The sequence below is a fragment of the Aeromonas sp. TW 6 genome, assembly GCF_013168745.1.
Lineage (GTDB): Bacteria > Pseudomonadota > Gammaproteobacteria > Enterobacterales > Aeromonadaceae > Aeromonas > Aeromonas caviae.
This window is the reverse complement of the sequence record NZ_JABERS010000005.1, coordinates 87,836-102,460: the sequence shown is the minus strand read 5'-3', so window position 1 is coordinate 102,460 and position 14,625 is coordinate 87,836. Positions and strand designations below refer to the sequence as shown.

Genomic DNA, 14,625 nt, shown 5'->3' with positions numbered 1-14,625 from the left:
GATGAAAACCCCAGCATTCAAGCCAATCCGGCTGATAAAGCCTTTGCCTGAGTGTTTTTTTTTGAATAGAGTGGCCCGGTGCTAAATGCCCGATCATAAAGGAAATGTTATGAACAAAGCTCAACTTGTCGATGCAATTGCCGCCAAAGCAGACCTGAGCAAAGCTCAGGCCAAAGTCGCTCTGGAAGAGATCATCAATGGTATTACCCAGAGCCTGAAAGAGGGCGATGCCGTTCAGTTGGTGGGTTTTGGTACCTTCAAGGTCAACCATCGCGCGGGCCGTACCGGTCGCAACCCGCAAACCGGTAAAGAGATCCAGATTGCAGCTGCCAATGTGCCGTCCTTCGTGGCTGGCAAGGCGCTGAAAGACGCCGTCAAATAAGGTCGTCTTGTAATCAAATGAAACCCGGCTTGTGCCGGGTTTTTTCTTGCCATCTTCGTCAAAATTTGTTTCAGATACACTCAGGATATGGCATGCGCTGTAGCGAGGTGGATATGGAACAGAAAAATGCCATTCGGCAGGTAGCCGTCCCCTGGGCTCCCTCTCGTCAACTCCCTCCCGGCCTGGTCGTGGCCGAACTGCATCAGGATATCTGGAGCGACACCCTGACCGTCATGCTGGGGCGTGCTCGCAGCATCGATCTGCCTCCGTTGCCCCTGTGCCGGGTGAGTTTTCGCCACATCTTCGCGGTGCGGGTGATGGAGGATTGCGATCTGGCGGAGGGGCGTGACAGCCACGTCATCGAGGAGCAGATCCAGCTCATCACCCCGTCCCGTTTCGCCAGCTGGTTCCATCAGGAATCCGATGGACTGCACTTGGATGAAGATTTGCAGCACTACCGCATCTCGACCTGGGATTACTGCGCCGATGTGCTGACCTCTTCTCCCCCTGAACTCCAGTTCATGGTTCAGGAAGAGTAAGCCAGACTGTCGGGTCACCTCCGTGGTGACAAAAAAGCCGGCGCAGGGGCGCCGGCTTTTTCTTGTTCGGGAGCGTGGGGCGCTTAGCCCAGGATCTGGTCCCGGTGCAGCCCCAGCACGATCAGCAGCCCGATGAAATAGAAGGCGCTGAGCTTGATGCCGAGAATGGTGAGCAGGCCGGCGCACAGACGCACCAGGGCCTTGTGCAGCCAGGATCCGGTGAAGCGGTACATGATCACTCCACCGCGTCGGCCGGCGCGAACTCCGGCACCTTGGCCATGGCGTCCAGCACCACTTGGATGTCGGCCCCCGGCTTGCAGGCATTCTCGCTCAGATGGCGACGCCAGGCGCGCGCCCCCTGCATGTTCTGGAACAACCCCAGCATGTGGCGGGTCATGTGGGAGAGGTAGTTGCCCTTGGCCAGCTCTTGTTCGATGTAGGGCAGCATCATCCGCACCACCTCGTGGCGGCTTGGCACGGCATGGTTCTCGCCGAACACCAGATTGTCCACCTGGGCCAGAATGTAGGGATTCTGGTAGGCTTCGCGACCCATCATGACCCCGTCGAGGTGCTGCAGATGTTCAAGAGTCTGCTCCAGACTGGTCACCCCGCCGTTGATGGCAATGGTCAGATCCGGGTAATCCTGCTTGACCCGGTAGACGCGAGGATAATCGAGGGGCGGGATCTCGCGGTTCTCTTTCGGGCTCAGGCCGCTCAGCCAGGCCTTGCGGGCGTGGACGATGAAGGTATCGCAACCGGCGTCCCTTACCTGCTCGATGAAGGCCTGCAAGAACTCGTAGGAGTCTTGCTCGTCGATGCCAATACGGGTCTTCACGGTGACCGGAATATCGACCACGTCGCGCATCGCCTTGACGCAATCAGCCACCAGCGCGGGTTCGCCCATGAGGCAGGCGCCGAAGCGGCCGTTTTGCACCCGATCGGAAGGGCAGCCGACGTTGAGGTTGACCTCGTCATAGCCGCGCTCCTCGGCGAGCCTGGCGCAGCGGGCCAGGTCTGCCGGGTTGCTGCCACCCAGTTGCAGGGAGAGAGGGTGTTCCTGCTCGCTGTAGCCCAGATAGTCGCCCTTGCCGTGGATGATGGCGCCCGTGGTCACCATCTCGGTATAGAGCAGGGTCTGGCGGGTCATCAGACGGTGGAAATAACGGCAATGCCGATCGGTCCAGTCCAGCATGGGGGCGATGGAAAAGCGCTGCGCCTGCATAAAAATCATCCGGGTTGGCCAAACAAGGGGCGGGATTCTATCACAACGTGAGACAGCCCCAGAAAATGAATTTTGTCGCCGCGCACTGGGGGCCCTGTGATAGTATCCGGCTAATTGACAGGGTATCTGCGTGAACATGAATCAAGACCAACTTCTACAACGAGCGGAACGCCTCTGCGAGCAGCGAGGGATCCGTTTCACCCCGACACGGCGCCAGGTGTTCCGGCTGCTTGCCGCCCACGGCAATGCCATCAGTGCCTATGATTTGCTGGCCCAGTTGCAGCAGACCGAGGCTCATGCCAAACCGCCTACCGTCTATCGGGCGCTCGACTTCCTGCTCGAACAGGGCTTTGCCCACAAGGTGGAGTCGCTCAACGCCTTCATCTTCTGCTGCCACTTCGACCATGCCCACCCGATGCAACTGCTGATCTGCGATCGTTGCGGTGAGGTTGTGGAGCTGCACGATCCCGCCATCGACGGCGCCTTTTCCGAGCAGGCTCGTCAGCATGGTTTTACTATTACCAACAAGACCATAGAAGCCCATGGTCAATGTGCCCGCTGTTCCGTTACTGTAGGAAGTCAAGATGAAGGCTGATTTTGTAAACCCGTTCCTGCTCTCCCTGCTCAACGTGCTCTCCACCATGGCACAGCTGGAACTCAAACCGGGCGCGCCCAAGCGCAAGACGGACGAGCTGGCTCGGGGAGATGTCTCCGGCCTGATTGGCATGGTGGGTCCGCAGACCCGGGGTTCCCTCTCCATCAGCTTCGAGAAGGGGCTGGCATTGGAGATCATGCGTCGCATGCTGGGGGAGGCGCCGGCCACCATCAACGAGGAAGTGACCGACATGGTGGGCGAGATCACCAACATGGTGACGGGCGGCGCCAAACGCATGCTGGGGGAGAAGGGCTATGAGTTCGACATGGCGACCCCGGTCATCGTCTCCGGTCCCAATCACACCATCACTCACCGGGCCGACGGCGCCAAGATCATGATGCCGTTCGAATCGGAGTATGGCCGTGCCACCATCGAGATCTGCTTCGAGTAATCGCCATGTGGAAGATGCTGAAATGGAGTGTCATCGGTGGGGTGGTGCTGCTTATCCTGTCGGATATCGAGATCAGCACCTCTCTCTACAAGTACGAAGACAACCGCGTGGAGATCAACTTCCCGCGCTGGCAGGCTGACCAGCCCTGGGGCACCCTGCGCTGGCATGCGGGCCGATTTGAGCATCACTGGTACGGTCTTGCAGGCAAACCCAAGCCCGCAACCGTCCTCTGAAGAGCGCTCTCCACAACGGATGAACCAGATTGCACCAACAAAAAAGAGGCCAGCGAATGCTGGCCTCTTTATTTGGTCAAGATCTGTTATCAGGCCGCTTCTGCAGCCAGCTTGCCATTGCCACGCACCATGACACCGAGGCCACAGGCCAGCAGGGTCGGCAGCAACCAGGCCAGGCCCTTGTCAAACAGCGGCAGGAAGGCGAAAGCATCCATCTTCATGCCGGCGGCGCCCAGGCCGTCCAGGCAGCCGAACAGGAAGGCGACCAGCAGCACGGAGCGGAACACCAGACGGGGGCGACCGAAGTAACCCTTCAGGAAGGTGACCAGTACCAGCGCCACGGCAACCGGGTAGATGGCGACCAGCACCGGAATGGAGAGGCTGATGAGCTGGCTCAGGCCCACGTTGGCCACGATGCCGCAGATGACACCCAGCAGCACGACCAGCTTCTTGTAGCTCATGCCGGTCAGGTTGTGGAAGAAGTCGGAGCAGGCGGAGATGAGGCCGACGGCCGTGGTGAAGCAGGCCAGGGTGATGATGGCTGCCAGGATGAACTGACCCGGTTGGCCGAACAGACTCAGTACGTAGGCGTTGACGATGGCACCGCCGTTGCTCACGTCGGTGGCGACGCCGGCAGCGGTGTTGCCCAGCTGGAACAGGGAGACATAGACCACGGAGAGACCGATGGCGGAGATGATGCCCGCGATGGCCAGGTACTTGAACTGGCTCTGGTAGTCATGGATGCCTTTCTGGCGCAGCAGGTCGACGATCAGGGCACCGAACATCAGGGACGCCAGGGTGTCCATGGTGTTGTAGCCTTCCAGAATGCCCTTCACGAAGGGGGTGCTCTGGTAGTCACCGGATGCGGCAGGCATGCTTCCTTGCGGTGCGACGAAGACACCGATGGCCAGGGTCAGCAGCAGCAGCATCAGCAGCGGGGTCAGGTACTTGCCGATGGCATCCATCAGCTTGCCCTGGTTGAGGGAGACCAGGATGGCCACGCCGAAGAACAGTACTGTGTAGGCAGCCAGACCGGATGGTCCCATGTCGCCAAGGAAGGGCTTGAGGCCCATCTCGTAGGCCACCAGGCCGGTACGGGGGGCGGCGAAGGCCGGGCCGATGATGATGTAGATGGCGACGGCCAGTGCGGTGGCCACGCCGGCCGGCAGCAGCTTGGTCATGCCGGCCCAGCCGTTGCCAGCCTTGGCGACGGCGATGATGGTGATGAGGGGCAGGCCCACGGCGGTGACCAGGAAGCCCAGCATGGCCAGGGAGAGGTGCTCACCCGCCATGAAGCCGGCCAGGGGCGGGAAGATGATGTTGCCTGCGCCCAGATAGAACGCAAAGGTCATGAAGCCCAATCCGAGTACATCGGACAATGTGAGTGATTTCGTCAAGTTCAACCTCGTCTGTCTTGTAAACTATTGCTTGTTATAGTTTTTTATTTGTCAGTGACCGGCACTTTCCGGGGGTAAAAAAAAGAGCCCCGCTGGTTTTTTCATCGCGACCAGTGGTTTGAACTGGTCTTGAGCGGGCGCTCATTTAGCAGTCAGCATAATGATGTGAAAAAATAGTTCAAGGCAAAATTTACATCTTCAAATAGAAGGGGCTGGTTAGTTGGATATATCTGTCGGAATAGCCTCCCGTGGCAGAATGGATCACAATTTCACCCCTCTCACACTTGTTTAATCCTCTGCCAAGCAGCAATAAAACACGATTTGCCTCTTTCCCCTCTCTGGTGGTAACAGCCAGATAACAACGCTCATACAGATCATAACTCGACGAAATGCATAAAATTTCATCCGCCATCGCCGTGGGCAGCACCAGGGCCAGTTGCCCGGTACGGCTCAGCAGGCGATCGCTGGCGGCCAGCAATCCCCTTGGGTCGAGCCCCCCGGTATGACGGGCCAGAGCCCTGGCCGGATCGCGAAGTGTCTGGCCTGCCGGGAAATAGGGCGGGTTGGAGACGATGAGATCGTAAGGGGGGGCGAGGTGATCCTGAATGGCGCTCTCTATGATGGTGACCCGCTCACGCCAGGGGGAGGCCGTCACATTCTCCTGGGCCTGCATGGCTGCATCCTTATCCAGCTCCACCCCGTCTATGTGGCAGTCGTTCGTGCTGCGCTGGGCCAGCATCAGGGCGATGAGGCCGCTGCCGGTGCCGATGTCCAGCACCCGGCGGGCGCTGTCGACCGGCGCCCAGGCTCCCAGCAGAATGCCGTCCGTACCGACCTTCATGGCGCAGCGGTCGTGATCGATGTGAAATTGCTTGAACGTGAAACCATTGTTGCGCCCCATTCGGCCCTCCTCCTGTGCCTGCCCGCGGAAAATGGCCGGCGATTATAGCGGCTAAGCCACAGTCACCATAGGAGCCGGCGGCATAATCGCCTATAATCTGCCGCTTCCTTAATGACCGAGTATTGCCATGAGCCAGTCCTTTGATGATTTCGACCTGAATCCAGCCCTCAGTCGGGCCTTGGCCGAGATGGGATTCACCCGCCCCACCACCATCCAGCAGATGGTGCTGGAGCCAGCCCTGGACGGCCGCGATATTCTGGCTTCTGCGCCGACCGGAACCGGCAAGACCGCCGCCTTCCTGCTGCCCGCGATGCAGCACCTGCTGGACTTCCCGCGTCGCAAGCCGGGTCCGTGCCGCATGCTGATCCTGACTCCGACCCGCGAGCTCGCGCTGCAGGTGAGTGCTCACGCCAAGGCCCTGGCGGTGCACACCCATCTCAGCATCGAGACCATCATCGGTGGTGTCAGCCATGAAGAGCAGCTGCCTGCCCTGACCAAGACCACCGACATCGTGGTGGCCACCCCGGGCCGTCTGCTCGAGTACATCGAGAAAGAGGAGTTCGAGAGCCACGACATCGAGGTGCTGGTGCTGGATGAAGCGGACCGGATGCTGGACATGGGCTTCATCAAGGACGTGGACCGCATCGTGGAAGAGGCGCGCTACCGCAAGCACACCATGCTCTTCTCCGCCACCCTGGAAGGGGCCGGCCTCGAGAAGTTTGCGAGCGAGATCCTCAAAGACCCGGTTGAGCTGCACGCCGAGCCGCCCCGCAGCGAGCGCCGCCCCATCACCCAGTGGATCCACCTGGCCGATGATGCCGCCCACAAGCTGGCTCTGCTGGTGCACATCCTGAAAAACCCGGAAACCCAGAAGGCCATCATCTTCGTCAAGACCCGTGAGCGACTGGCGGAGCTTTCCGGCCAGTTGCAGGCGGCAGGCGTGCCCTGCGCCTGGATCCGTGGCGAGATGGAGCAGGCCAAGCGCATCGAGTCTATCCGCAAGTTCCACGAAGGGGAGGTGCCCTTCCTCATCGCCACCGACGTGGCCGCCCGCGGCATCGACCTGCCGAACGTCAGCCATGTCATCAACTACGACATGCCCTACGGCGCGGATGTCTATGTGCACCGCATCGGTCGTACCGGTCGTGCCGGCAACCGTGGCTGCGCCATCAGCCTGGTGGAAGCTCACGACATGGCCATGGTCGCCAAGATCGAACGCTACACCGAGGAGCGCCTCAAGCGCCGGGTGATCGATGAGCTGCGCCCCAGACACAAGGAAGCGCGGGTGCCGGTGAAGAAGAAAAAGCCGAAGGATGCCAAGAAGTCGGCAAAGAAGAAAAAGAAGTAATGCCCCCGAGCACAGTTGAAACGGCCATCCCAGGATGGCCGTTTTGCTGTCTGCTGCCTGGGGAGTGGCCTGAGAGAGGCGCAGAAAAAAGCCGACGCAAGGACGTCGGCCAACAAAAAGTGCTTACAACAGAGGATTCACAGAGTCAGACCCGAGGATCTCCGACTTGGTTCCCTTGAATGTGTAATTAATTTTCAGCGCGCTTGAACATCAGGGTATTGGCGTCGGACTCTTCCGGTACAAAGTAGTAGCCGTCGGCATTGAAACCGGTCAGCTGTTCCACCCGGGTGAGCCGATGCTTGATGATATGGCGTGCCATCATGCCGCGGGCCTTCTTGGCGTAGAAGCTGATGATCTTGAACTGGCCGTTCTTCTCGTCCTTGAAGACCGGGGTGATGATGCGCCCCTGCAGGGCTTTCGGGCGCACCGACTTGAAATACTCGTCGGAGGCGAGGTTGATCAGTACGTCGTCCCCCTGGGCTGCCAGCGCCTTGTTCAGGTGCTCAGTGATGATGTCGCCCCAGAACTGGTAGAGGTCCTTGCCGCGCGGGTTGTCGAGGCGGATCCCCATCTCCAGGCGGTAGGGCATCATGAGGTCAAGCGGCCGCAGTACGCCATAAAGGCCGGAGAGCATGCGCAGGTGGGCCTGGGCGAAGTCGAGGTCGGCCTCGCTGAAATCTTCTACGGCCAGACCGGTGTAGACATCCCCCTTGAAGGCCAGCAGCGCCTGGCGGGCGTTGGCCGGCGTGAAGTCAGGCTGCCACTCGGCAAAGCGGGCGGCGTTGAGGCCAGCGAGCTTGTCGCTGATCTTCATCAGGCTGGCGATCTGGTCCGGGCTCAGTTGACGAGCCCGGGTGATCAGTGCTGCGGAGTGGTCCAGCAGTTCGGGTTGGGTGAAACGGGAGGTCACCAGGGGTGACTCGTAATCCAGCGTCTTGGCCGGGGAAACCACAATCAGCATAACGGTCCTTTACTAGCGATGACGCACGCCCCTCATTCATCCAGGGTCACGTTGTCGAGAGTGCCTGCGCCCAGCTGCTCGCGACCCGACAGCTTGATGAGCAGTCGCAGGTCGTTGGCGGAGTCGGCATGGGCAAGGGCCTCACTGTAGCCAATTTGGCCGGCGCAGAACAGGCCGAACAGCGCCTGATCGAAGGTCTGCATGCCGAGCTCGCCGGATTTGGTCATCACCTCCTTGAGTCTGTGCATCTCTCCCTTGCGGATGATGTCGGTGACGAGCGGGGTGTTGAGCAGGATCTCGAAGGCGGCGACCCGGCGCTGCCCGTGAGCGGAGGGGAGCAGCTGCTGGGCGACGATGGCGCGCAGGTTGAAGGAGAGATCGAACAGGAACTGGCGGTGCTTCTCCTGGGGGACCAGATGCAGGATGCGATCCAGCGCCTGGTTGGCATTGTTGGCGTGCAAGGTGGCGAGGCAGAGGTGCCCCGTCTCGGCGAACTGGATGGCGAACTCCATGGTCTCCTGGGAGCGGATTTCACCGATGAGGATGACATCCGGGGCCTGGCGCAGGGAGTTTTTGAGGGCGACATCGAAGGATGCGGTGTCGATCCCCACCTCCCGCTGGGTCACCAGACAGCGATCGTGCTGATGGACGAACTCCACCGGATCCTCCACCGTCAGGATGTGGCCGTCACCGTGCTGGTTGCGAAAGCCGATCATGGCCGCCTGGGTGGTGGACTTGCCGGCGCCAGTGGCGCCGACGAAGAGCACCAGCCCGCGTTTGGCCATGGCGACCTCCTGCAGGATGGGAGGCAGCACCAGCTCGTCAAAGGTGGGGATGCGGGTCTCGATGCGGCGCAGCACCATGCCCGGCATATCCTGTTGCCAGAAGGCGCTGACCCGAAAGCGCCCCAGCGAGCCTCGCTGGATGGCGTAGTTGGCCTCGCGGGTGTGCAGGAAGCGCTCGAAGTGGGTCTCGTCCAGGCTTTCTCTGATCAACGCCAGCGCCGTCGTCTTGTCGAGGGGAGCCGGCCCGAGCGACACCAGACGCCCGTTGACCTTGAGGGTCGGGGGGGCATCGACCGTGATGAAGAGATCCGAGCCCTTTTGTTCAACCAGTGCGGCGAGCAGAACATCCATGTTCATGGCGACTCCTTGGGTGTGCGAGCTTAAATGGTATTGGGATCGACCGCCTTGGCCTTGGCATCGAGGGAGGCGACGACCCCCCGGTTGACCAGCTGCTTGAGGCTCTGGTCCATGGTCTGCATGCCGTGGGTCATCCCGGTCTGGATGACGGAATAGAGCTGGGCCACCTTGTCTTCCCGGATGAGGTTTCGCACCGCCGGGATCCCCAGCATGATCTCGTGGGCCGCCACCCGGCCGCCACCGATACGCTTGAGCAGGGTCTGGGAGATGACCGCCCGCAGGGATTCGGAGAGCATGGATCGCACCATGTCCTTCTCCGAGCCGGGGAAGACGTCGATGATGCGGTCGATGGTCTTGGCAGCCGAGGAGGTGTGCAGGGTGCCAAACACCAGGTGACCGGTTTCGGCGGCGGTCATGGCGAGGCGGATGGTTTCGAGGTCCCGCATTTCACCTACCAGGATGATATCCGGGTCTTCCCGCAGGGCCGAGCGCAGGGCGTTGCTGAAGCTCTTGGTGTCGCGGTGTACTTCCCGCTGGTTCACCAGGCAGCGCTTGTTCTCGTGCACGAATTCGATGGGATCCTCGATGGTGAGGATGTGGTGGTGGAAGTTGTCATTGATGTAATCGACCATGGCGGCCAAGGTGGTGGATTTGCCCGAGCCGGTGGGTCCAGTCACCAGCACCAGGCCGCGAGGGTACTCCGCTATCTTGCGAAATATCTCCGGCGCCCCCAGATCGTCCAGGGTCAGAACGGTGCTCGGGATGGTACGAAACACGGCGCCCGAGCCGCGCGCCTGCTGGAAGGCGTTGACCCGAAAGCGTGCCATGCCGGGTACTTCGAAGGAGAAGTCCACCTCGAAGTTCTCCTCCAGCTCCTTGCGCTGGTGGTCATTCATGATGTCGTAAATGAGAGCATGGACTTCCCGGTGATCCAGGGCGGGCAAATTGATCTTGCGAACCTCCCCATCAACCCTGATCATCGGGGGGACCCCGGCCGAGAGGTGTAGATCCGAGGCCTTATGCTTTACACTGAATGCCAATAACTCTGTGATATCCATAGATTTGTTATTCTCCCATCACAAGATTACGAACGAAATATGAGCCAGATTGCCCAGCACCTGCTTCAGGTAAAGGAACGTATTGTAGAGGCTGCCCGGCGTGTTGGCCGCAGCCCAGATCACATCCAGTTGCTTGCTGTCAGCAAAACCAAGCCGCTGGGGGACATTCAGGCTGCCTATGCCGCCGGTCAGCGGCGCTTTGGCGAATCCTACGCCCAGGAGGCCGCGCTCAAGATTGATGCCTTGCGCGAGCAGAACGCCTGTACAGACATAGAGTGGCACTTTATCGGTCCGCTGCAATCGAACAAGTCCAAGCTGGTGGCGGAGCGGTTCGACTGGGTTCAAAGTGTCGATCGCGACAAGCTCATCGAACGCCTCAACAATCAGAGACCGGGTGGGCTCGCGCCGCTAAATATCTGTCTGCAAATCAATATTAGCGGAGAGAGCAGCAAATCCGGTACGTCGGAGCAAGAGATTTTCCGCCTGGCCTCTCTGGTGGCCCAGAGCGAGCGGCTGCGGTTGCGCGGCCTGATGGCCATCCCCGAGCATACCAGCGACGAGGGGGTGCTCGCGGCCCAGATGGCGCGCATGCAGGCTCTGTTCACCGAGCTTGCGCAACAATACCCGAGCGTCGACACCCTTTCGATGGGGATGACCGAGGATCTCGAGCCGGCCATTGCCCATGGCAGTACCATGGTGCGGGTCGGGACCGCCATCTTCGGGGCCCGTGACTATTCATGAGCAAGAGCCGGGGCGAGAAACACCCCGGTCGTGCTTTTTTCAGGTAAACAGGCGCGTGTGATGCTGTCAGCCCGCACAGGCTGGGTCGGCATCCGCTGCGATGTCAGTAACAGGAGTGTTTGATGCAGCAGAGAACCCTCGCCTTCATCGGGGCAGGCAACATGAGCCGCAGTATCATTGCCGGCCTCATCCAGGCGGGTTACCCGGCAGAGCGTATCATCGCCGCCAATCCCAGCCGTCCCAAGCTGGACGAACTGGCCAGCCAGTTCGGCATCCGTATCACCCAGGACAACGCCGAGGCGGCCCGGGAGGCCGAGGTGATCGTGCTGGCGGTCAAGCCCCAGCTGATGGCGGGCATGCTGACGGCACTGGTGGCCGAGCTTGGCTCGCTGGATGGCAAGTTGCTCATCTCCATCGCTGCCGGCATTCGCGTCGCGCGCTTGCAGGAGATGGCAGGCGGTCACGATCGCATCATTCGCACCATGCCCAACACCCCCTCCTTGCTGGGGCTGGGGATGACCGGGCTCTATGCACCGCCCGCCATCGGGCAGGCCGATAGGGCGGTGGCCGAACAGATGATGCAATCCGTGGGCAAGACCCTCTGGGTGGATGAGGAGGCCGGCATCAACGGCGTCATTGCGGCGGCGGGCAGTGCCCCGGCCTACTTCTTCCTGTTCATGCAGGCGATTGCCGAGGAGGCCGAGGCCATGGGCTTTACGCCGGAGCAGGCTCGCCTGCTGGTGCAGCAAACCGCCCTGGGGGCGGCCGCCATGGTGGAGCAGAATCCCGATCTGTCGCTGCAGACCCTGCGCGAGCAGGTGACCAGCAAGGGCGGGACCACGGCCGAGGCCGTCAAGACATTCCAGGAGCAGGGGCTGATGCCGCTGACCGCAAGAGCCATGCAGGCGGCCGTTACCCGGGCCGGCGAAATGGAAACCCTTTTCTGAATCCCTTTTAGCAAGGAGCCCGGATGAACACGGCTTACTTTTTGATTAACACTGTCTTTGATCTCTACCTCATGGTGGTGCTGCTGCGGGTCTGGCTGCAGTGGGCGCGGGCCGACTTCTACAATCCCATGAGCCAGATGGTGGTCAAGCTGACCAACCCGCTGGTGGTGCCCCTGCGCCGCGTCATCCCGGGTTTTGGCGGGCTGGACATGGCCTCTGTGCTGCTGGCGCTGCTGATCGCCGTTGGCAAGTTGGTCCTGCTCAAGAGCATGAATGTGCTGCAGGCGGACTGGCTCACTCTCTGTCTGTTTGCGACGCTCACCGTGTTGAAGAAAGCGGGTTCCATGATCTTCTGGATCCTGCTGATCCGCGCCATCCTGAGCTGGGTCAGCCAGGGTCGCAACCCCATTGAATACGTGATGCACCAGCTCACTGAACCCTTCCTGGCCCCCATTCGCCGCATCCTGCCTGCACTGGGCGGGCTGGATCTCTCCGTGCTGGTCGCCTTCATCGCGCTGCAGGCCATCAACTACCTGATGGGGGATCTGTTCGGCCAGTTGTGGTGGATGATCTGATGCCCGCTGTCCTGCTGGAAGGGGACGAGCTGGTGTTGCATCTGATGATCCAGCCCAAGGCGAGCCGGGATCAGATCATCGGATTGCACGGTGACGAGTTGAAAGTGGCCATCACGGCACCGCCGGTGGATGGTCAGGCCAACAGTCACCTGATCAAGTACCTGGCCAAGCAGTGCAAGGTGGCCAAGGGGCAGGTTCGCATCCTGCGGGGGGAGCTGGGTCGGCACAAGACGGTCGCCATCGACGCGCCAAAACAGATCCCCGCCGAGATTGCCGCTCTGCTCGATAATCAGGGTTGATACGAGAGGGATGACATCATGAAAACAGCCTGGATGAGTTGCCTGCTGGCACTCCTGATGACGCTGCCGCTGCGGGCTGAGCAGATGCAGGAGCTGGGCCCCTGGAAAGTGCACTACAGCGCGTTCAACTCCAGCTTCCTCACCCCCGAGGTAGCCAGGACCTATGGCCTGGAGCGCAGCCGCTATAACGGCATCGTCAATATCGCGGTGCAGAACAAGCAGGGGGTGGCACAGGCGGTGGGGATCAGCGGCGAAGCCCGCAATCTGACCGGCACCCTTCGCCCCCTGAATTTTCAGGAGGTGAAAGAGGGGAATGCCATCTATTACCTGGCAGTGCTGCCCTATCGCAATGAGGACACCTACCAGTTCACCCTGAAGATCATGGGGGAGGGGCAGCAGCAGACGCTGACCTTCCAGCAGACCTTCTACGTCGACTAGATTGCAGGGTGAATGCAGATGCCCTGCCCCCACGGGGGCGGGGCATTTTTTTGCCCGGTGAACCTGTGCTCGACGTCAGTGGCTGGCCAGGGGATAGGTAAACAGGGCCAGGTGGGCGAAGTTGAACAGGAAGTGGAGCAGGATGGCGACACTGAGGCGCCCGCTCAGCTGGAACGCCAGGCCATAGCAGGCCCCCGCCAGCGCGGCGAACAACACCAGCAACGGGCCACCGGCAAGATGGGCTGCGCCGAACAGCAGGCTGGCGACCAGGAGACCTGCCCAGGGCGTGCTTCGGCTTGCCACCCCTTGCTGGATGCATCCCCGGAACAGCGCTTCTTCCGCCACGCAGGTGAACAGCAGGTTGTTGAACGCGAACAGCCACCACCAGTGGGGCAGTCCCGCTTCGGGTTTGAGGGCGCCCAGTTGCCAGGCGGTGATGAGCAGGGCAGCGAGCGGCAGGATGAGCAGGGCCAGCGGCCGCCAGCGCATCGTTCCACCCGGGCCGAGCAGGCCGGGGATGGCCAGCAGCAGGGCGAAGAAAATGAGCGGCTTGTCCAGATTGAGGTAGAGGGTGAAGGGCACGCTGGCCGGGCCCGCCTGTACCTTGTCGAGCACCCTGAGATTGTCAAAGCCTGGCACCAGATGCAGCGTCAGGGCGAGGGACCACAGCAGTACCAGCGTCAGTGCGACGCCGCGCCAGGGTGGGGGCAGGGTGGGGGTACGCCAGGCCAGCAGCAGACCGGCGAGGCTGACAAGAGCGGCGAGGGGCGCGAGTCGCTCAAGCCAGAGGGCGGTAAGCAGGGCTAGTCCCAGCAGGAGCATGCCGGGCCTGGTCCGGCGGGCGAGGCAGCAGAGTACGGCCAGCCCCAGGACGAGCCAGATGAGGATATCGGGGAGTGGTAACATCGAGTCTCCTTGTATGAATGAAGGGCGCACCTTAACGATCCCCATGGTCTGGTTCAAGGAAAAGGGGGTGGCCGAGACTGGCCGGCAGAAGACGCGCAATGAAAAGCCGGAGCTGGGCTCCGGCTTGGACGGCGGCAAGATGCCACCGAGAGAGGCGATGGCCTTCCCGTATCAGCGACCGGACTCGGCGATGACCCGGGCGATGATGTCGGCGCGTTTGCTGGCTTCCAGCTCGCCCAGGGCGATGAGACCGGCCTTGAAGATGACGTTCTTCGGCAGACTGACGTCATCCAGGGTGGTGATGGCCTCGACGTGCATGCCGTTCAGGCGGCTGGCATCGCGCGGGCTCAGGTTGACCTGGGTGTTCAGCACCTGCTTGCCCTTCTTCTTGGGCTGGGCGGGTTTCTTCGGTTGATCCAGCTCGTCTTCCGGCAGTTCGTCATCAAAATCGTAAATGGACATAGTCAATCCTGTTGGGTTGCAAGGGGCA

General features: G+C 61.1%; 20 protein-coding genes. 11 read left to right on the top strand and 9 right to left on the bottom strand.

Annotation, left to right across the window (positions count from 1 at the left end):
• The first annotated feature begins 109 nt into the window (after positions 1 to 109).
• The gene (gene hupA, locus HKD46_RS03940; protein WP_005305063.1) at positions 110 to 382 is read left to right on the top strand and encodes a nucleoid-associated protein HU-alpha; all 273 of its coding nucleotides are present in this window, start codon (positions 110 to 112) and stop codon (positions 380 to 382) included.
• 113 nt (positions 383 to 495) lie between these two features.
• Positions 496 to 921 (top strand): hypothetical protein, encoded by a 426-nt coding sequence (locus tag HKD46_RS03935; RefSeq protein ID WP_029313758.1) that lies wholly within the window; start codon positions 496 to 498, stop codon positions 919 to 921.
• Positions 922 to 1,004: 83 nt separating this feature from the next.
• On the opposite strand, the gene HKD46_RS03930 is transcribed toward HKD46_RS03935, so the two are convergent.
• Positions 1,005 to 1,154: a hypothetical protein gene (locus HKD46_RS03930; RefSeq protein WP_080944170.1), complete on the bottom strand. Its 150-nt coding sequence runs from the start codon at positions 1,152 to 1,154 to the stop codon at positions 1,005 to 1,007.
• A 2-nt stretch (positions 1,155 to 1,156) separates the two neighbouring features.
• Positions 1,157 to 2,143, bottom strand: coding sequence for a tRNA dihydrouridine(20/20a) synthase DusA (gene dusA, locus HKD46_RS03925; protein ID WP_151027186.1), 987 nt, complete (start codon positions 2,141 to 2,143; stop codon positions 1,157 to 1,159).
• 136 nt (positions 2,144 to 2,279) lie between these two features.
• Here dusA and zur point away from each other — a divergent pair, with 136 nt between their 5' ends.
• Genes zur through HKD46_RS03910 form a run of 3 tightly spaced genes read left to right on the top strand, consistent with a single transcriptional unit; the run spans position 2,280 to position 3,422 of the window.
• On the top strand, positions 2,280 to 2,738 hold the full coding sequence (gene zur, locus HKD46_RS03920; RefSeq protein WP_052816287.1) for a zinc uptake transcriptional repressor Zur: 459 nt from the start codon (positions 2,280 to 2,282) through the stop codon (positions 2,736 to 2,738).
• Positions 2,728 to 3,189, top strand: coding sequence for a chemotaxis protein CheX (locus HKD46_RS03915; RefSeq protein ID WP_010673043.1), 462 nt, complete (start codon positions 2,728 to 2,730; stop codon positions 3,187 to 3,189). Before zur ends, HKD46_RS03915 begins: the two co-directional genes overlap by 11 nt.
• 5 nt (positions 3,190 to 3,194) lie before the next feature.
• On the top strand, positions 3,195 to 3,422 hold the full coding sequence (locus HKD46_RS03910; protein ID WP_039039956.1) for a hypothetical protein: 228 nt from the start codon (positions 3,195 to 3,197) through the stop codon (positions 3,420 to 3,422).
• Positions 3,423 to 3,511: 89 nt separating this feature from the next.
• Here HKD46_RS03910 and brnQ read toward each other — a convergent pair whose 3' ends face one another.
• A complete protein-coding gene (gene brnQ, locus HKD46_RS03905) occupies positions 3,512 to 4,819 on the bottom strand; it encodes a branched-chain amino acid transport system II carrier protein (RefSeq protein WP_080944186.1) in 1,308 nt (435 codons plus the stop codon).
• A gap of 190 nt (positions 4,820 to 5,009) precedes the next feature.
• A complete protein-coding gene (locus HKD46_RS03900) occupies positions 5,010 to 5,720 on the bottom strand; it encodes a tRNA1(Val) (adenine(37)-N6)-methyltransferase (RefSeq protein ID WP_171864937.1) in 711 nt (236 codons plus the stop codon).
• 127 nt (positions 5,721 to 5,847) lie between these two features.
• Here HKD46_RS03900 and srmB point away from each other — a divergent pair, with 127 nt between their 5' ends.
• On the top strand, positions 5,848 to 7,068 hold the full coding sequence (srmB, locus tag HKD46_RS03895) for an ATP-dependent RNA helicase SrmB (protein WP_171864936.1): 1,221 nt from the start codon (positions 5,848 to 5,850) through the stop codon (positions 7,066 to 7,068).
• A 187-nt stretch (positions 7,069 to 7,255) separates the two neighbouring features.
• Here the strand turns inward: srmB and yaaA are convergent, their stop codons facing one another.
• The 3 genes from yaaA to tapT are packed head-to-tail and all read right to left on the bottom strand — an operon-like array spanning position 7,256 to position 10,229.
• Positions 7,256 to 8,029, bottom strand: coding sequence for a peroxide stress protein YaaA (gene yaaA / locus HKD46_RS03890; RefSeq protein ID WP_053288104.1), 774 nt, complete (start codon positions 8,027 to 8,029; stop codon positions 7,256 to 7,258).
• Between the two features lie 32 nt (positions 8,030 to 8,061).
• Positions 8,062 to 9,171 carry a PilT/PilU family type 4a pilus ATPase gene (locus tag HKD46_RS03885; RefSeq protein ID WP_041214461.1) on the bottom strand — a complete coding sequence of 370 codons (1,110 nt, stop codon included), beginning with the start codon at positions 9,169 to 9,171 and terminating at the stop codon, positions 8,062 to 8,064.
• 23 nt (positions 9,172 to 9,194) lie between these two features.
• A complete protein-coding gene (tapT, locus tag HKD46_RS03880; RefSeq protein WP_010673050.1) occupies positions 9,195 to 10,229 on the bottom strand; it encodes a type IVa pilus ATPase TapT in 1,035 nt (344 codons plus the stop codon).
• A 39-nt stretch (positions 10,230 to 10,268) separates the two neighbouring features.
• Here tapT and HKD46_RS03875 point away from each other — a divergent pair, with 39 nt between their 5' ends.
• The 5 genes from HKD46_RS03875 (at position 10,269) to HKD46_RS03855 (ending at position 13,229) form a co-directional block, all read left to right on the top strand.
• Positions 10,269 to 10,970 carry a YggS family pyridoxal phosphate-dependent enzyme gene (locus HKD46_RS03875; protein ID WP_103857983.1) on the top strand — a complete coding sequence of 234 codons (702 nt, stop codon included), beginning with the start codon at positions 10,269 to 10,271 and terminating at the stop codon, positions 10,968 to 10,970.
• Positions 10,971 to 11,092: 122 nt separating this feature from the next.
• Positions 11,093 to 11,917 (top strand): pyrroline-5-carboxylate reductase, encoded by an 825-nt coding sequence (gene proC, locus HKD46_RS03870; protein WP_039039961.1) that lies wholly within the window; start codon positions 11,093 to 11,095, stop codon positions 11,915 to 11,917.
• Positions 11,918 to 11,940: 23 nt separating this feature from the next.
• On the top strand, positions 11,941 to 12,492 hold the full coding sequence (locus tag HKD46_RS03865) for a YggT family protein (protein WP_042014922.1): 552 nt from the start codon (positions 11,941 to 11,943) through the stop codon (positions 12,490 to 12,492).
• Positions 12,492 to 12,791 (top strand): DUF167 family protein YggU, encoded by a 300-nt coding sequence (gene yggU, locus HKD46_RS03860; protein WP_010673054.1) that lies wholly within the window; start codon positions 12,492 to 12,494, stop codon positions 12,789 to 12,791. The genes HKD46_RS03865 and yggU overlap by 1 nt, the downstream gene beginning before the upstream one ends.
• 18 nt (positions 12,792 to 12,809) lie before the next feature.
• Positions 12,810 to 13,229, top strand: coding sequence for a DUF4426 domain-containing protein (locus HKD46_RS03855; RefSeq protein ID WP_049636470.1), 420 nt, complete (start codon positions 12,810 to 12,812; stop codon positions 13,227 to 13,229).
• Between the two features lie 75 nt (positions 13,230 to 13,304).
• Here HKD46_RS03855 and HKD46_RS03850 read toward each other — a convergent pair whose 3' ends face one another.
• Both HKD46_RS03850 and HKD46_RS03845 read right to left on the bottom strand, forming a co-directional pair.
• A complete protein-coding gene (locus HKD46_RS03850; protein WP_042864458.1) occupies positions 13,305 to 14,135 on the bottom strand; it encodes a CPBP family intramembrane glutamic endopeptidase in 831 nt (276 codons plus the stop codon).
• Between the two features lie 171 nt (positions 14,136 to 14,306).
• On the bottom strand, positions 14,307 to 14,597 hold the full coding sequence (locus HKD46_RS03845) for a hypothetical protein (RefSeq protein ID WP_039039963.1): 291 nt from the start codon (positions 14,595 to 14,597) through the stop codon (positions 14,307 to 14,309).
• Positions 14,598 to 14,625 lie beyond the last annotated feature (28 nt).

What these genes read in the sequence shown, in the direction of transcription:
- hupA (WP_005305063.1), top strand. Translation starts at nt 110, where the DNA reads ATGAACAAAGCTCAACTTGTCGATGCAATTGCCGCCAAAGCAGACCTG.
- HKD46_RS03935 (WP_029313758.1), top strand. Translation starts at nt 496, where the DNA reads ATGGAACAGAAAAATGCCATTCGGCAGGTAGCCGTCCCCTGGGCTCCC.
- HKD46_RS03930 (WP_080944170.1), bottom strand. Translation starts at nt 1,154, where the DNA reads ATGTACCGCTTCACCGGATCCTGGCTGCACAAGGCCCTGGTGCGTCTG.
- dusA (WP_151027186.1), bottom strand. Translation starts at nt 2,143, where the DNA reads ATGCAGGCGCAGCGCTTTTCCATCGCCCCCATGCTGGACTGGACCGAT.
- zur (WP_052816287.1), top strand. Translation starts at nt 2,280, where the DNA reads ATGAATCAAGACCAACTTCTACAACGAGCGGAACGCCTCTGCGAGCAG.
- HKD46_RS03915 (WP_010673043.1), top strand. Translation starts at nt 2,728, where the DNA reads ATGAAGGCTGATTTTGTAAACCCGTTCCTGCTCTCCCTGCTCAACGTG.
- HKD46_RS03910 (WP_039039956.1), top strand. Translation starts at nt 3,195, where the DNA reads ATGTGGAAGATGCTGAAATGGAGTGTCATCGGTGGGGTGGTGCTGCTT.
- HKD46_RS03900 (WP_171864937.1), bottom strand. Translation starts at nt 5,720, where the DNA reads ATGGGGCGCAACAATGGTTTCACGTTCAAGCAATTTCACATCGATCAC.
- srmB (WP_171864936.1), top strand. Translation starts at nt 5,848, where the DNA reads ATGAGCCAGTCCTTTGATGATTTCGACCTGAATCCAGCCCTCAGTCGG.
- yaaA (WP_053288104.1), bottom strand. Translation starts at nt 8,029, where the DNA reads ATGCTGATTGTGGTTTCCCCGGCCAAGACGCTGGATTACGAGTCACCC.
- HKD46_RS03885 (WP_041214461.1), bottom strand. Translation starts at nt 9,171, where the DNA reads ATGAACATGGATGTTCTGCTCGCCGCACTGGTTGAACAAAAGGGCTCG.
- tapT (WP_010673050.1), bottom strand. Translation starts at nt 10,229, where the DNA reads ATGGATATCACAGAGTTATTGGCATTCAGTGTAAAGCATAAGGCCTCG.
- HKD46_RS03875 (WP_103857983.1), top strand. Translation starts at nt 10,269, where the DNA reads ATGAGCCAGATTGCCCAGCACCTGCTTCAGGTAAAGGAACGTATTGTA.
- proC (WP_039039961.1), top strand. Translation starts at nt 11,093, where the DNA reads ATGCAGCAGAGAACCCTCGCCTTCATCGGGGCAGGCAACATGAGCCGC.
- HKD46_RS03865 (WP_042014922.1), top strand. Translation starts at nt 11,941, where the DNA reads ATGAACACGGCTTACTTTTTGATTAACACTGTCTTTGATCTCTACCTC.
- yggU (WP_010673054.1), top strand. Translation starts at nt 12,492, where the DNA reads ATGCCCGCTGTCCTGCTGGAAGGGGACGAGCTGGTGTTGCATCTGATG.
- HKD46_RS03855 (WP_049636470.1), top strand. Translation starts at nt 12,810, where the DNA reads ATGAAAACAGCCTGGATGAGTTGCCTGCTGGCACTCCTGATGACGCTG.
- HKD46_RS03850 (WP_042864458.1), bottom strand. Translation starts at nt 14,135, where the DNA reads ATGTTACCACTCCCCGATATCCTCATCTGGCTCGTCCTGGGGCTGGCC.
- HKD46_RS03845 (WP_039039963.1), bottom strand. Translation starts at nt 14,597, where the DNA reads ATGTCCATTTACGATTTTGATGACGAACTGCCGGAAGACGAGCTGGAT.